Here is a 16,186-nt window from a genome sequence, read left to right on the forward strand (position 1 = left end):
GTTGCGGTGCGAGACGCAGCATCTGCATCTTGCACCCCGCGGATCGGGTTAAAGGCGCCAGTGGAGGCCCTGCAGGGGCTGTCGAACATCCATTCACTGCCAGCCCTCCGGCCTTTTGTCGGGGAGGTGGCGATGAGGCAACCGGTTCTGGTGCGCCGTCCCGTTTCCTATGTCGTTCGCTAGCCTGCAAGCAGCCGGACGGCCAGCCACGCGGGCAGACCCAGGTAGAACGCCACGCGGCTCAGCATCGTCAGCGCGCGGCGCACCGCGCGTGCGCGCGTCGGCCAGGGCAGCATCGCTACATGGACGGCCTCAACGACACTGCGCAGCGCAGCGGCGAACATCATAAGTCCGATGGACCAGGCACCCCACCACACCAGCAGTCCTGTGAGCCACGCCGCGAGTCCGTAGGTGTAGTACTCGCCGAAGGTGCCGCCGAACGCGACGTGCTGATGCAGCCGAAATGCCGGCAGTGCCAGCAGCAGCGGGAACGCGACGAACTTGACCAGCGGGTGATCGAGCCGTGGCCACCTCGCGACGGCACGCGTCGTCGCGTAGTCTGCCCTGCGTGCCGAGCCTGCGCTGGCCGGGCGCAGCGGTGATCCGGCGTCGCCCAGCAGGCGCTGCAGCGCTTCAACATCGGCAACAGCGATGCCGGGTGCGAAACGCGCGCCGGAAGCGAGCTGCAGATCCACGCCCGTGCCGGGCAATGGTATGCGCCACACGCGGACGTCGACGATGCGATCCAGCGGCACCTCGATACGCTGGTGACGTTGTTGCAACACGAGCATTCCGCCATCGATCCGCACGCGCGCCGCGAAGGCGCGCTGAATGCCCCATGCCGCGACCGCCGGCAGCAGTGTTGCGCCGATGAAGATCTGCAGCTGCACCAGCGAATTCACCTGCAGGCCGTCGCGCAGCAGCATGCGCAAGGCCAGCCAGAGCAGGCCGGTACCCGCGCAGATGCGCAGTAGTGCGGCGACGATGCGCCGACCCGGCGTGAGCAGGGCAACGGCGATGGCGCCCGCAGGCTTCGCGGCCGCGGCGGCCATGGCCGCAGTCGATTTGGCATTCCCGCTGTGCTTGCGCCACACACGCACGACGGATGCCATCGCGAGCAGCAGCAGGAACGCACCGGCTGCGGCGCCCACCCAATCGCCCCAGCGCGCCATCAGCGTTGCCGGTGGATCGCGCAACGGCACCTCGCCGGCGAGTACGGCGCGATCGCCGATTTTCGTGCTCGCCAGCACGGCCCCGGTGGGATCGACGAATGCGCTGAAGCCGTTGGTGGTGACGCGCAGCTGCGGCAGTCGGGTTTCGATGCTGCGGAATGTCGCCACGGCCAGGTGCAGGCGCGCACCGAGGGCGGACGCGGTGAACCAGGAATCGTTGGAAAGGCCGACGATGGCCTGGGCGCCCAGACGCGCGCCGTCCAGTGCGAGTCCCGGCTGCACGTCGTCGCGGCAGATCAGCGGCACCACATTGAGTTCGCGCCCGTCGGCGGCACGCAGCAGCATCACGCGCGCGCCGGAGCCGGGTTGCCAGCTGCCGGCCCAGGGTAACCCACTGCGCAGCCGCGGACCGTCCAGCCAGGCGGGAACGTGTTCGGTGAACGGAAATGGAAATGTCTTGCGGTAGGTGCCGATGACGCCGCTGCCGGGTGCGAGGAACGTGGCCGCGTTGTATTCGCCCGCGGCGTCGCGATCGTAGGTGCCGAATACCAGGGCAACGTTGGCGCTGGCAGCGAAGTCGAGTATCTCGCGATCCAGCGCCGCACCCTCTTCGCTGCGCGGCTGTCCGAAGGTGGTCGGATAGACCGTCTCCGACCAGAGCACGGCGTCGGCCGCGTGATGTTCGATGGCGGCGCGCGACAAGGCGAAATGCGTGTCCAGCACATCGCGGACCACAGCATAGGTGCCGCGTTCGCGCCGCTGGCCTTCGTAATCGACGATGCTCGCCTGGACCATGGCGACGCGCATCGCGTCGGCGGGCGCGCTCAGCGCCGTTTCGATCGTGGCAAGGCGCAACACACCGTATCCGGCCATCAGCAGCGGTAACGCGAGCGCCACCGCCAGCGGCCGCAGCAGATGGCGCAGGCCTTCGCGCCGCTGCGCCACGGCCTGGGCCAGCGCCTCGTTGACGAGGATCAGCACGACGCTGATGCCGGCGGCGCCGCCGAGATCTGCCACCTGTCGCATCCACGCCGCGGCCGCAAGGCCGTGGCCCAACGTGTCGCCGAGCAGTTTCGGCCAAAGCCATTCGACAGCGACCCAGGCGCAGGCGCCGGCAATCCCACTTACCCAAGCCTTGTGGTAGTGGCGCCGGGCGAGATGGCGCACCACCGCAAAGACCATCACCTGCGGTTGCAGCAACGGTGACAATAGACACAGCATCAACACGGCGGGAACCGTGCCGATGCCCGTATAGTCGGCCACCGCGGTGCCGAACCACAGGAACGCGGCCACGACGTACGCGACGCTCATCAACCATCCGCTCAGCAGCGTGCCGGTGAACGTACGCGTGGCATCCAGCGCGAGCAGCCACGGCAGCAGCAGCACGAAACCCAGCACCCAGGCGTTGCCGCCGCGTCCATACAGCGCCAGCAGCGACGCAGTCGCAATCACGCCGGCGAGCGCGCGCCCGAGCTCGCGATAGGTGCCAGAGGCGAACACTACCGGTTACCCATCCGTGCGAATGCACCAGAGCGAACACATCAGGGCGAACCCATCAGCGCAGGCGCTTCAAGGCCGGCGCTCCCCGGCAGGAGGAATGGTGATTTCGCGGATCGGCAGTCCCGGCGGCGCCATGTCGGCGGGGACGACCCGGTCGTCCGGAAGCGTGATTTGCCGGCCCGATGTATCCACAAATGCCCCGTCGGGCGAGAACATGAGGATGGGTTCCAGCACTTCACCCTCGTCGGTCACCTGGTGATGACGCACGTAGCCGGGCGGCAGCTCGAAATCGGCGGGTACCGCGAGGCCGACGAGTGGCGGACTCGTCCCGGGAGGATTGAAGGCGCCGATACCGGTGTGATCGCCGCTGTCGTGCAGGGCCTGGATCACCTCGGTCATGGTCGGCGCAGGCTCAGTCGGCGAGAGGTAGGTCGCAAGGTCGTTAGGATCGCCACTGGGCAGATGGTCGGGATCGGGGTCGGGGTCGGGCGCGACAGGCATGGTGTGCATGGAAGCATGGCGTTGGGGCATCCGCACCGGTGCTGTGGACGGGCGCAGCGGCGCGGCACGGGGTGCCTGGGCGGCGGTCGCGTCGGCTGGCGCCGTGCCGGCGTTGCCGGCCCGTGCCACCGCCGAGCGCTGCGCTGGCGGCGTTTGCGGCCAGAACACCAGGCTCGCGATGCCCGCCGCGATAACTACGGCGGCAAGCATGATCATGGCCGTTGCCCCCGACAACCACGAACGGCGTTCGCGCACGACGCGCACGCCATCGCCGCCCATTGCAGGCGGCGTGGCGTGCTCATGGCCGGATACGCTCACCGGCGCGGTCCCGGTCTATCAGGGCGTAGCCGGGCTATAGGTCGAAAGCGACCAGCCCATGCGTTCGTGCCCGAAATTGTTCCAGATCGGACTCTTGCCGCCGCTGAAGCTGGTGTAGCGTGGCGCCCCGCTCCCGGTCGATCCGCCGAACAGGCCGGCACTCACCGTGCCGCCGGTGTAGGTCGGGTGCACGTCGTCGGACTGGATGTAGTCGTAGCTGCTCGACGAACTCGCAAAATGCGTGTTCGCATCCCGCAGCGTGGAGCGAAGCGTGGTGGCGATGCGCGTCACGTAGCTCGCCTCGCTTTCTCCGGCCACGTAGCGCAGCGCGTCCGAGTCGACCTGGCCGTCGCCGTTGCTGTCGTAGTCCGCGCCCATGTATTGGGCGAAGCTGTCGGCGCATTTGAACCCCTTCTGGCGCGCGTAGTCGCACATCCAATAGTTCATCGTCACCAGCGCGGGCAGGAAGCGATCGCGCAGGTTTACCGTGGCGCCGGTAGTCGCATCGCGGCATGCGCTCTGCACGTTGTCCGCGTTGTAACCCGGGTAGTACAGGTTCGTGATGATCTTGAGCCGGGTATTGGCATGGGCGTTCGCGTTGATGTAGTCCATCGCCTGCGCGACGTAGCTCTTGCAGGTGTTCACCGCGTTGTTCAGCACGCTGTAGTCGCAGGTACCGGTCTGCGACTTGAACGCGGAACGCGCCTGCAGGCCGTCGTTGCCGCACATCTCGAAAGTCACGACGCGGGTAGAGGCGGCCTGCATGTACGAGCGGTCCGCCACGATCTTGTTCTGGAAAACATCCGATGCTATCGCGCCCGACTTGGCGCGACGGATGCTCTCGATGTCCGCGTTCCAAAGCGCAGAGAGGTATTCCGAGTCGACGGTCGGCGCTGAATAGCGGGCCGCATTGCTGATGGAGCCGTTGTAGCCCGCGTAGATCGAATCACCGTATGCCACGACGCGATATTTCGCGCTCGTTCCAGCCCGATCGACAGTCCAGGAGACGTTCTGATTGAGCGTATTGCCCATGGCCTGGGCGCTCAGTATCAGCAAGGCGACAGCCGGCAACCACCGGCGGGTAGCGCCGTGGAATCGGATAGACATGGTTATCCCCATGAGGTCAGTGTGCAGAACAGACGCGGAAACCGCACGGTTTCCACGATCCCGAACCAAACGCAACACGTGGCGCACGCCAGAACCAAGGCGCTCCCCTGGGCCGGGAAGAAGACTAAATGTGCGCGTTATAGAGGTCAATACAATCGTTTGAATGACTTGCGATGCACTGCAACATCCATTGATCGTCAACGCCGCGCCGTCCTCGCCCAGGATGGCTGCCTGATTGCGCAGGAATGTGCAGCGATTGAAGGTCGCCGATTGCCTGGCGTATGCGCCGTCGCCACCGTTGCTTTGGTTGTTCGCCAGCGTCGACGCGTTCGTCTTGTACCAGTCAGGCAAGTCATGCGATTCGTCAAAGCGTCGGCGGAGCCACGCCGAGAGTGCGGAAGCATCCGAACGCGCACACCAGACAGCAACACCTATGGTGAAATGCGCTCTCTTCCACCAACACGCCACCTGCAGGACGTCATGATCAGAACCTGCGTTCTTGCTGTACTACTTGCCGCCACACACCTGCCGGCCGCTGGCGCAGCCGAACTGGCGCATGAGCCAGGACGGGCCGCCATTGCCAGCGCACACGCGCTAGCAACGAAGGCAGGGATGACGGTACTCAACCAGGGCGGTAACGCGTTTGACGCTGCGGTCGCCGTTGCAGCGACGCTCTCGGTCGTCGAGCCGCAGAGCTCGGGTATTGGGGGCGGTGGCCTCTTCCTGCTGCACCGCGCCAGTGACAATTCCGATCGAATGATCGACGCACGCGAAACAGCACCCCGGGCGACCCGCCCGGCCGACTTTCTTGACGCTGACGGTGGGCTGGATCAGGAAAAGGCCTGGAATGGCGCTCTTGCTGCCGCGATTCCAGGGGAACCGGCCGCCCTGGTCTGGATCGCGAAGCACTACGGAAAGCTTCCCCTGAAGACGTCGCTGGCACCGGCGATTCGCATCGCGCGCAAGGGATTCGTACCCGATGCGCGCATGCTGGATGACATTGAAGAACGCCTCGAGGTCATCAAACGGTATCCGGCATCTGCCGCACTGTTTCTGCAACGGGGAGCACTACCAAAGCCCAATTGGGTCCATCGCAATCCGGACATCGCCAGGACCCTGACGCTCATTGCGGACAAAGGCCATGATGGCTTTTATGGAGGCGAGCTTGCGCGAACATTGGTCGAAGGCATCAATGCTGCTGGTGGAAACTGGACGCTGCAGGATCTCGCGGACTATCAGGTCAAAGAACGCGAGCCATTGGTCTTCCAGTACCGCGAGTGGCGCATAGTGACCGCACCCCCGCCCTCCTCTGGCGGCATTGCACTCAAGCAGATGCTCAACATCCTTGCCGGCTACGACCTGGCTTCGCTCGACCGAATTCATCGCGTGCATTTGACCGTGGAAGCCATGCGCCGCGCCTACCGCGATCGTGCGGAGTATCTCGGAGACCCCGACTACATCACCATGCCGCTGGAAGAGCTCGGTAGCCCGCTGTACGCGGCCGGACTCCGTGCGTCGATTCACCCGGAGCGCGCCACGCCCAGCGATTTGCTGCCGGGCTACACAAAGGCCAAAGAGCGGGAACACACATCGCATTTTTCCATTATTGATGCCGAAGGCAACAGGGTGTCGGCGACACAGACCATCAATCTCGCGCTGGGTAGTGCCCTGGTAATACCCGGCACCGGATTCGTGATGAACAACGAGATGGACGATTTCGCCCTGAAATCGGGAGCACCCAACGCATTTGGCCTTGTCGGCGCTGACGCAAACGCGCCACACCCAGGGCGCCGCCCGCTGTCGTCGATGTCGCCAAGTTTTCTTATCGGCCCCGACCGCATCGCTGTGATTGGATCACCCGGCGGCAGCACCATCATCACCCAGGTACTTGAGGCCATGCTGGCATTCATCGATGGCCAGCTCCCCGCCCAGATCGTCGCCAATCCACGCTATCACCACCAATATCTTCCCGACGTGATCGAAATGGAAAACGACACCTTCGATGCGGAAGAGGTGCAGCAACTGCAAGCGATGGGACACAGCGTCATCCGACGCGACAAACCGTGGGGGTTCATGAACATTGTCAGTTGGGATAGAAAGTCAGGGCAGCTGCACGCCGGTGCAGACAAGCGTCGCGCAAGCGGTAGTGCGGTTGTTCAATAGCCTGGCCAATGGCCCCGGCGCCACTCGCCGGTGACAGGACCGACGAGCATCTTCGCGTCCGCCACGCGCCCAGGCGCGTGAGCTCAGCGCGCCCTCCAGGGGGCGCGCCGGGACAATTTTGCGAACGCCCCAAGGAAAACGGCGTTCAATCCTCAAATCCATCCGCGAAGATGGCCTCTACCGAACAAGCACTGCTCGGACAGGGGCTGCCGAGGTACTCCCAGATGTAGGAAGACAGTGTGCGCGGCCCGCCGTAGAGGCCAAGGCCCGGTGCAGCGAATCCGCGCGCGCCGGGCAGCCCTCCGCCACTGTATGCCGCGAACTCGGCCTTGATCACCGCCTCGTTCGGAAACGGCCAGAGGCGGTCTTCTGGTCTGCCGTAGCCATTCTGAGGGCTACGTTCGACGTTCCAGCCGGGCTCTCCGTAGAGAGTGCCGTCAACACCAATCTTCCACAGCAGGCGCGCTCCGATCCTCCCGCCAGCGGTACCGGCGGTTGCGAGTGGCGAGGCGTCCTCGGGGCCGCGGGGAAGGAAACGAAGACTGCCTCCGGGGTTGGTGGGGGAATAGACGATGTTGTGGGTAGTGACATCGCCAGCACCGGGAGACGGCTGGGCTCCGCCGTACGGAGCACCATTGCCGAAGTAAGCGTTGTGGTTTCCGTGAACGAAGCCCGCAACACCGAACGACTGGTTGTTGACGAAGATCGAATCGACGACCTGGTTGGCCAGATTCTGGTTGATCGCGAAACCCGTCCCCCGCATGCAACCGCCGTTCGGTGGATCATAGATACCGGTATGCGCGCCCGAGGTGAGGTGGGTGACCACCGGCCACGACGCGGCCAGGCCATCCCCCTGCTCGCCACAGTAGCCGCCGTTGCTGTCCCACCAAAGGTTGTCTGTGAGGTGGCGCGTGCCGGACGTTACCCAGTCCAGATGGGCGCCGTAGATCGACTTGTAGTTGAGCACGATATTGCCGTGGAACTCCTGGCTGGTGTCCGGGGCGTGATCTGTCTTGTTCTCATTGAAGAAGGCGGCGTAGAGCCCCGAGTGTCCTGTGCAGCAGCCCACATTCGAATCGATGGCGATGTTGTTCTGCCAGACCGTGTCAGTTGAATCGTAGTTGGTGAATGCTGCCGCCTGGAGCGTGCCGTTCCAGTAGTCGTTTCGCGCGACGTTACGACGGAATACGGAATGAGTGGCCCAGTAATTCAGGAACATGTACCGGGCACCGCCAAAAGCAAAGTTCTCCTCGAACAGCACATAGTCGGTATCCGGCCCGGCGCCCGCTGCTGCCACATTGCCCGTAACGCCGGCGTATCCGAAGCCGTTGCGGATGATCTTGATGTGGGTTGAGGAGTCGAGCGACATGGGCCCGCTATTCTGGTGAGCCTGGGATGTGTAGAACCGGAAGCCACGTACTTCGATGAAGTGTTTGCCACTGAGTCGCAAGCCGAAGATGTAGGTATCGGGCCACTGTGACCCATCGATCAGTACGCCGAAATCGGATTCCGCACGCACCCTGGTGTAGACGTCATCGGGTGTGCGGGGAATGCCGTCCGGACCCGAATTGCCCGAGGGCACATGTCTGATGGCGTTGGGTTCCGTGTAGGTGCCATTCCCGACGATCAGTGTGTCGCCGCCGCTCATCTGCGAAATGCCGTAGGAGATCGTCCGGCAGGGTGCTGCGGCGCTGGTGCAACCCCCGACGTCCTGGCCGGTTGGCGAAACAAATCGTGTCGATGCGATGGTGGTCGTCGGCAAGCCAAGCAGCGCAATGGCAATGGCCGCCAGGTTGAAGACTTTTCGTGCCGGCCGAGCTGACGCAGGGCAGCCCGGTATTTTCACCGGCGGCAGTGCACCTCGTTGCGTGCGTCCCTGTGAGACCTGGCCTCGATCGCCCGTAAAGAGCCCTGGCTGGATCAGCCTGGCAGCAGGTGCTGTGCCTGCTGCAGCGGCGGCCGGAATCCGGCCAAACGATAGCGACATGGGGAGGGGCATTAGTGGCCTCACTACGGCGGTAAATTCGACGCATACGTGCGAACGGGGTGAATTCCGCCACGACGTGGCGTCGACGGGAGCACATCGGGAGTTCGTCGGCCACGGCCCGGGCAACGGGCCCTACCCGCCCCGCCCCCAAACCGCGGTCGTCGGGTACCGGCTAGTCGTAGCCGTGCTAGACCACCGGCACCAGACGCCTGAGCGAAGGACTTTGGCTACCCGGCGAGTGAAACCGTCGAGCTGTCCGCCGGAAAACGTCATCTCCTCCACCGTGTCGCACTACGTCCTCCGGTAGTGCGGTGATTTGTGTCCATGTGCGACCGCCATCTGGCCCGCGCTCCATTTCCCCGCGACGGCTGCACATCCCCGCAACGGCTGAGCCTGCCCACCCCGAATTCCCGCGCTGCGTGTCGCATTGTGCACACCCTTAGGAATATGCGGAATATCACGCGCCAATGCGCATTTTCGCCATAACGAAAGGCCACACAATCGGTCGCCTTCGATGGCAACGCTGGCGACGGGCGGCATTCGAAACGCACCGCGGCGGCGCCACACACGCATTGATCGGGAGGGAGCAATGAACTATCAGACTTCGGCAAAGCGTCTGCTTTGCCTTGCGTTAGCGTCGGCCGCGATGCCGGCGCTCGCGAACGAATCGCTGTGGCAGAACCCGGGTGCAGCGACGGCCGGCGAGCGGTCTACGCAGCTGCGCTCGGTGCAACTCGACACGGCCGCCCTGAAACAGTTTCTCGACACTGCCGCGCGCAGCGGCGAAGCGCTGTCGTTGCCGCGCCCGGACGGCGGCTTCGATGCGTTCGTCCTGGCCGATTCCGGCGTGCTGCCGGCGGAACTCGCCCGCAAGTATCCGGAGATCCGCAGCTATGTCGGCACCTCGGCCGACGGCCGCATGGCGCGCATCGATGTCTCGCCGCAGGGCCTGCAGGCGATGGTGTTCGATCGCGGCGAAGCCTGGGTGGTGCAGCCGAGCGCATCCGGCGGACGCGACGCGTACCAGTCGTTCGTGCGCAGCGCCTCGCCCCTGCCCCGCTCGGATTTCCGCTGTGCGGTGCACGATGCAGCCGGCGCACCGCGAAAGTTCGCGTTCGCGGCGACACCGGTCGTTCCACTCGGTGCAACCGGCGCGGTGCGGCGCAACTACCGCATTGCCGTTGCAGCCAGCTACGAATACACCAGCGCGGTCAGTCCGGGCGGCCAGGCGACGGTCAGTGCCGGCCTCGCCGCGATCACCACGTCAATCAACCGCGTCAACCAGGTCTACGAACAGGATCTGGGCGTTCACCTCACCCTGGTGGCGAACAACGATCGCGTGGTCTACGCCACGAGCAATGATCCGTATAGCAACACCAGCAGCGACATCAACGTCAACACCAGCAATCTCAATAGCGTGATCGGCTCGTCCAACTATGACATTGGCCACGTGTTCACGACCGGTAGCGGCGGCGTGGCGGGCCTGGGTGTCGTCTGCGGCAGCAGCAAGGGCAGCGGCACGACCGGCCGGGCGAATCCGGTCGGCGATCCCTTCGATATCGACTACGTGGCGCACGAAATCGGCCACCAGTTCCGCGCAAACCACACCTTCAACAGCAGCTCAGGCAGTTGCAACGGCAACCGCGCCAGCTCGGCGGCGTACGAGCCTGGCAGCGGCTCCACGATCATGGCCTACGCCGGCATCTGCGGCAGTGCCGATCTGCAGCCCAATTCCGACCCGTTCTTCCACGCCAAGAGCCTCGAAGAGATCACGAGCTTCATCAGCGGCAGCGGCGGCAGCTGCGCTTCGTCGACCACCAACCCCAACGGCGCACCGACGATTGCAGCACTCAGCAACATCGTCATTCCGGCGCGCACGCCGTTCACGCTGACCGGTTCGGCCACGGCCGCCGCCGGCGGCACGCTCAGCTACGACTGGGAGCAGTACGACCTCGGCGCGATCAACAACAACTTGAGCGCAGACCCGGGCAATGGCCCCATCATCCGTTCCTTGCCGGCGACAGCCAGCGGCGTGCGCACGATTCCGCGCCTGTCCAACCTGCTTGCCGGCACCACCTTGACTGGCGAGATCTTGCCGACCACGTCGCGCACGCTGAATTTCCGCCTCACCGTGCGCGAGGCCAAGCCCGACTTCGGCCGCAGCAACAGTGCCGACATGAGCGTGCAGGTCAATGCATCGGCCGGACCGTTCGCCGTGACGGCGCCGTCCACGGCCGTCAGCTGGAACGGCAACAGCACGCAGACCGTGACCTGGAGCGTTGCCAACACGAATGCGGCGCCCGTGTCGTGCAGCCAGGTCGGACTTGATCTCTCGACCGATGGCGGCCAGACGTTCACGCGCAACCTGGGCGTGTTCCCGAATTCCGGCAGCGCCAGCGTGACGGTGCCGAACGTTGCCACGACCAGCGCACGCATCCGCGCCAGCTGCGTGGGCAATATCTTTTTCAATATTTCCAGGCCGAACTTCACCATCGTGGCCACCAGCGGCAACGTGCCGCCCGTGGCGAATTTCAGCAGCGCCACCAATGGCCTGACCGCAACGTTCACCGACAGCTCCACCGATTCCGACGGCAGCATCGCCTCGCGCAGCTGGAACTTCGGCGATGGCACCACCTCCACCGCGACCAACCCGAGCAAGACCTACGCGGCGGCAGGAACCTATACCGTCACGCTAACCGTCACCGACAACGCCGGCGCAACCAACACCAAGACCGCTTCGGTCACCGTGACCAGCGGCCCGGGCAACGTGCCGCCGGTGGCCAACTTCACCGCCAGCACCAGCGGCCTCACCGCGACCTTCACCGACACGTCCACCGACAGCGACGGCACCATCGCCTCGCGCGCCTGGAACTTCGGTGACGGCACCACGTCGACGGCAACCAACCCGAGCAAGACCTACGCCGCGGCCGGTACCTATACCGTCACGCTGACCGTCACCGACAACGCGGGCGCGACCCACACCAAGACCGCCTCGGTCACCGTGTCGACCTCGGGCAACGTGCTGCAGAATGGCGTGCCGGTCACCGGCCTGTCGGGGGCCACCAACGCCGATACGGTCTACACACTCGTCGTCCCTGCCGGCGCCACCAACCTCAAGTTCGTCACCAGCGGCGGCAGCGGCGATGTCGACATCTACGCCCGCCTCGGCTCGCCGCCAACCACGACCTCGTACACCTGCCGCTCGGAGTCGTCGACCAACGCCGAAACCTGCAGCATCGCCAGCGCGCAAGCCGGCACCTACTACGTGCTGCTGCACGGGTACGCCGCCTACTCCGGCGTCACGCTGACCGGCAGCTACACCACCGGCGGCGGCACGCAGACCTACACCAACACCACCGATTTCGCGATCACCGACAACGCGACCATCAACAGCCCCATCGTCGTCTCCGGCCGCCCCGGCAACGCCCCGAGCAACGCCTCGGTCACCGTCGCCATCGATCACACCTACCAGGGTGATCTCAAAGTCGATCTCGTCGCCCCGGACGGCACGCTGTACAACATCCACAACCGCACCGGCAGCGGCACCGATGACGTGCGGAAGACCGTCACGTTGAACCTTTCCAGCGAAGCGCTCAATGGCACGTGGAACTTGCGCGTCAATGACAACGGGCCCGGCGACACAGGCACGTTGGAAAGTTGGTCGGTGACGTTCTGATCGAGCTGTGCACTAGCCTGCTGGTTATCGCAGGCCGGCAGTGCGATTCATATGGCGGGCCCTTCGGGGCCCCCATTCTTTGGCGTGAACGTGCCGCCGCGATGGCGCGGCTTGCTTCCGTACCGCGTGGCCCCCACAGGGAGCCACGCCATCTTTCTAGCGCTACGAAACCGGCAAACCAAACACCCGGGCGTCATCGTAGAACTGTGACTCGATCGTTCCGCCCGGCCGTGCCAGACACGTCGCAACGTAGTCGGCGAACGGCGCTGACGGCGCGAAACCCTCTGCACGCAGATGCGTGTCGTCGAAGGTCACGGCCTGTGCGACGAAGCGGTGGTACGTGCGTGCGGCCAATGCCATGGTGCGCCGCAGTACGTCGCGTTCTGGAAATGCCCGTGCAAATGCGTGGGTGAATGATGACCAGCCGCCGCGTGCTTGTGGATCGAACGTGGTGTAGGGGCGTGAGCCCGCATGCCCTGCACTGGCGAACGCGGCGGCCATGGCGTGCCACGACGTTGCACCAGCAGCGCCCGCGGCGACGTGATAGAGCGTATGCGCGAGCACAGGTTTCCACGTGAGATCGTGCAGCCGTTGCGCGACCCAGTCTGACGTGACGATATCGATCGCCTCGTCGGGTGAGCAGGGCAGCAATCCAGTCCGGTCCACCAGGCGCAGGAACCAGAAGATGCTGGAGCTCACCGCGCAACCGAGTTGCGAATCGCCGACGACGATCGACGGCCGCGCGACGACGATCGGCAAGTCAGCGAATTGTGCGGCAAGCGCGCGCTCCGCCGCCGCCTTGCTGCGGGTGTATTCCACGATGTGAGGCGCGTCGGTACCCGGCGGCGGTGCCTCGTGCACGAGGGTGTGCCTTGGCGATTCGCCGCAGCAGAATGCCGTACCGACGTGGAGAAAGCGTGCCAGCCGTGGCATGTGACGCGCGCGACGGGCGAGTGAAAGCGTGCCGTCGACATTGGTCGACCACACGCTGCGTCCGGCGGTGAACGAGGTATCGGCGGCAAGATGAACCACGCGTTCGATCAGGTCGAGCCGTGGGTCGGGGTGTGAGTCAAGGCTTTGGAGGTCACCGCGCAAGATCGCGCAGGACTGCGCCGCGGCGGCGGCGCGCTCGGGGCCCAGCGCGCGCTCGAGACTGCGCGCAAGCCGCGCGCGGCACGCTGCTTCATCGGCACCGCGTACGAGCAGCAGACAGTCGGCGGCATAGCCGAGCTGGAAGGCGTTTGCAAAGAATGCACTGCCAAGGAATCCGGTGGCGCCGGTCACCAACAGCTTTTGGGTCAATAGAGGTTCCTGAAGGGGTGTGTTGCGGTTGAGGGGGCGCGGAGTGTAGCGATGTGCGCCGCGGGCGCAAGATCTTTTTGTGCATGAGCGGCAATGCCATCCAGTGTTACTGGGTCCGGGTTCGGATCGCGCAGCGTGCAACGGCTGCGGGAGGGACGCCGATGCCGCACATCTGCGCGGTAGGCATGGCGCTGATCATGCAGTTCGAGCAGTTCTGCGCCACGGTGTACGAGTGCCCAGCCGGACTTCCTACAATCGGCTACGGCCACGTAGTGCGAGCGAGCGAGTGGGATGAGTTCCGCTTGGGTATCCGCCGACAGCGGGCGGAAGAATTGCTGCTGTAGCCAAGGCCGAAACTGCGCTGCAACGTCTGGTGCTCGTCAGATTGTCGCCAAACCCATTCGACGCGCTCGTGTCGTTCAGGTACAACGTCGGCAGCGGCGCGCTTCGGCGTTCCACATTGCGCCAGAAGCGACTTCGCGGTGACTACGCAGCGGTGCCGAGAGAACTGCAGCGATGGGTCTGGGCGAAAGGGAAGCGGCTGCGGGGGCTGGAAAAGCGGCGGGCGACGGAGGCGGCATTGTTTCTTGGAGTGCCGGTGAGTCAGGGGAATTTCAGCGCAGGGAAACGCGCGGCTTAGGACGCCGGGCAGCCTAGATCAGTACCAAGGGGATTCAAGAGAAACACCTGAATCTTCCAACCGTCGCCTCACGGCGATGCTGCGCTGAGCTCCGAACTCTAGCCGCGCTATCAACAGTTCGTCAACGTTTGCGCTCCCTTGCCGGGCCGCGTGGGCAAAAGGGCCCGACTGGCGGGCCCCGCGAAGCGACCTTGCTCAAAGAGTCGTAGGTCTAGCCACTTCCAGGTGGCGTAGCGCTTTGTGGTCCGCCAGTTTGGCGGCGTAGCTTCATCAATGACTATTCATAGACTTTGCCCGCCTCCAGTATGAGGCTGAACAACTCCCAACACGGCTTATCCGCCACACGGTCCTTCATGGCCGTCAGCCAGTGCATCATTCCATCGAGATAACGTTCCACAGTCCCGTTCTCCCATGTTTCGGGTTCGCGCCTAATGCTATCTAGTGTGGTGTTCCATTAATACGCTTAACTAATTGCGCGCCCCAGCCGACCGACACTCGCGATGATCTGGTCGGCAGTGCGTCGCCAAGTGAAAGGCTTTGGATCTTGGTTGTGTTGGTGCAGGTATTCGCGAATGGATCGTTCGAGGTCGGCGACGCTCACGTGTGCGCCACGCTTGAGCCAGCGCGTGGTCAACGTGGAGAAGAAGCGCTCCACGAGGTTGAGCCATGAAGCCGATGTCGGGGTGAAGTGCAGGTGGTAGCGCGGACGCTGAGCGAACCAGCTACGCACCGCCTCGGTCTTGTGCGTGCCGTAGTTGTCGAGGATGAGATGGATGTCGAGACCTTTCGGCGCATCGCGGTCGATGGCATTGAGGAACTCGAGAAACTCGGCACTGCGATGGCGGCGCTTGAGGCGGCCAATCACCTTGCCGGTAGCCACATCCAGGGCAGCGAAGAGCGAAGTGGTGCCGTGGCGCTGGTAGTCATGCGTATGCGTTGCCGGCTTGCCGAAAGTCATCGGCAGGCCAGGCTGCGTGCGGTTGAGCGCCTGAATCTGGCTCTTCTCATCCACACACAGCACCAAAGCCCGGTCAGGTGGCGCCAGATACAAACCCACAATGTCACGCACCTTGGCCACGAAGTGCGGATCGGTCGACAGCTTGAAGGTCTTGGTCAGATGTGGCTTCAAGCCGAACGCACGCCAGATCCGATGCACGGAAGTCGCCGATACGCCGCTGGCCTGGCTCATCGAACGCACGCTCCAATGCGTGGCTTTCGTGGGTTTGGCTTTGCGGGTGCGTTCGATCACTGCCTGCACGCACTCATCGTCGACCGAACGCGGACGACCAGGACGCGGGGCATCGGTAAGCCCGGCAAAACGATACGCCGCGTAGCGACGGCGCCACTTCGATACCGTCTGCTCCGAGACAGCGTACTTCTTCGCAATCGCTTCCCCACCAAGCCCATCTGCGCACGCCAGCACGATTCGAATCCGAAGCTTTTCGTCTTCGGGCGCTTTGCGTACTGCCAGCTGCGCCAGCAATTCGCGCCGCTCATCGGCAGAGATCTCGAGCTTGCTGATCGGTCGACCCATGCGCGCCATCTTCGCAGTCTCCGTCGGGGACTACGAGAGATTACTCCTTTGGCCAATTAATTCAATCTATTAACGGAACACCACACTAGTCTTCGACGTACTCAAGAATTGGTTTTTCTAGCGCTTTCACGTAGAGCTCGCAGTCCAACCTAAGTTCCTCTAGCGTTTCCCCTCTGGGGTTTGTCGGATTCTCGCTGTATCCAGCGACACGGCCGTTCTCGCCATAATAGACCTCGTAGATGGCGAGATCGCCATTTCGGTTCATTACTCGATATTCCCAAGACAT

12 protein-coding genes are annotated in these 16,186 nt (G+C 64.1%); 4 read left to right on the top strand and 8 right to left on the bottom strand.

Going from position 1 to position 16,186, the window contains the following annotated elements:
* Nucleotides 1–179: 179 nt before the first annotated feature.
* The 3 genes from lnt to N4264_RS15420 all read right to left on the bottom strand — a co-directional run bounded on the left by lnt (nt 180) and on the right by N4264_RS15420 (nt 4,598).
* A complete protein-coding gene (gene lnt, locus N4264_RS15410; protein ID WP_261693124.1) occupies nt 180–2,672 on the bottom strand; it encodes an apolipoprotein N-acyltransferase in 2,493 nt (830 codons plus the stop codon).
* A 69-nt stretch (nt 2,673–2,741) separates the two neighbouring features.
* Nucleotides 2,742–3,389: a hypothetical protein gene (locus N4264_RS15415; RefSeq protein ID WP_261693125.1), complete on the bottom strand. Its 648-nt coding sequence runs from the start codon at nt 3,387–3,389 to the stop codon at nt 2,742–2,744.
* A 120-nt stretch (nt 3,390–3,509) separates the two neighbouring features.
* Nucleotides 3,510–4,598 carry an SGNH/GDSL hydrolase family protein gene (locus N4264_RS15420; protein ID WP_261693126.1) on the bottom strand — a complete coding sequence of 363 codons (1,089 nt, stop codon included), beginning with the start codon at nt 4,596–4,598 and terminating at the stop codon, nt 3,510–3,512.
* Between the two features lie 480 nt (nt 4,599–5,078).
* Between N4264_RS15420 and ggt the strand changes: the two genes are divergently transcribed.
* Complete coding sequence (ggt, locus tag N4264_RS15425; protein WP_261693127.1) at nt 5,079–6,761, top strand: gamma-glutamyltransferase; 1,683 nt, start codon at nt 5,079–5,081, stop codon at nt 6,759–6,761.
* A 145-nt stretch (nt 6,762–6,906) separates the two neighbouring features.
* On the opposite strand, the gene N4264_RS15430 is transcribed toward ggt, so the two are convergent.
* On the bottom strand, nt 6,907–8,748 hold the full coding sequence (locus N4264_RS15430) for a hypothetical protein (protein WP_261693128.1): 1,842 nt from the start codon (nt 8,746–8,748) through the stop codon (nt 6,907–6,909).
* Nucleotides 8,749–9,337: 589 nt separating this feature from the next.
* Between N4264_RS15430 and N4264_RS15435 the strand changes: the two genes are divergently transcribed.
* A complete protein-coding gene (locus N4264_RS15435) occupies nt 9,338–12,424 on the top strand; it encodes a PKD domain-containing protein (protein ID WP_261693129.1) in 3,087 nt (1,028 codons plus the stop codon).
* A gap of 162 nt (nt 12,425–12,586) precedes the next feature.
* On the opposite strand, the gene N4264_RS15440 is transcribed toward N4264_RS15435, so the two are convergent.
* Nucleotides 12,587–13,726, bottom strand: a complete 1,140-nt coding sequence (locus tag N4264_RS15440) for an SDR family oxidoreductase (protein WP_261693130.1) — start codon at nt 13,724–13,726, stop codon at nt 12,587–12,589.
* A gap of 161 nt (nt 13,727–13,887) precedes the next feature.
* On the opposite strand from N4264_RS15440, the gene N4264_RS15445 reads away from it, so the two are divergent.
* On the top strand, nt 13,888–14,070 hold the full coding sequence (locus tag N4264_RS15445; protein ID WP_261693131.1) for a glycoside hydrolase family protein: 183 nt from the start codon (nt 13,888–13,890) through the stop codon (nt 14,068–14,070).
* A gap of 29 nt (nt 14,071–14,099) precedes the next feature.
* Nucleotides 14,100–14,366 carry a lysozyme gene (locus N4264_RS25850; RefSeq protein ID WP_425508278.1) on the top strand — a complete coding sequence of 89 codons (267 nt, stop codon included), beginning with the start codon at nt 14,100–14,102 and terminating at the stop codon, nt 14,364–14,366.
* 277 nt (nt 14,367–14,643) lie between these two features.
* Here the strand turns inward: N4264_RS25850 and N4264_RS25855 are convergent, their stop codons facing one another.
* The 3 genes from N4264_RS25855 to N4264_RS15455 form a co-directional block, all read right to left on the bottom strand.
* A complete protein-coding gene (locus N4264_RS25855; RefSeq protein WP_425508348.1) occupies nt 14,644–14,799 on the bottom strand; it encodes a DUF7660 family protein in 156 nt (51 codons plus the stop codon).
* Nucleotides 14,800–14,829: 30 nt separating this feature from the next.
* Nucleotides 14,830–15,900, bottom strand: a complete 1,071-nt coding sequence (locus N4264_RS15450; protein WP_261692906.1) for an IS630 family transposase — start codon at nt 15,898–15,900, stop codon at nt 14,830–14,832.
* An 85-nt stretch (nt 15,901–15,985) separates the two neighbouring features.
* Nucleotides 15,986–16,186 carry a hypothetical protein gene (locus tag N4264_RS15455; protein ID WP_261693132.1) on the bottom strand — a complete coding sequence of 67 codons (201 nt, stop codon included), beginning with the start codon at nt 16,184–16,186 and terminating at the stop codon, nt 15,986–15,988.

The sequence above is a fragment of the Tahibacter amnicola genome, from assembly GCF_025398735.1.
GTDB lineage: Bacteria > Pseudomonadota > Gammaproteobacteria > Xanthomonadales > Rhodanobacteraceae > Tahibacter > Tahibacter amnicola.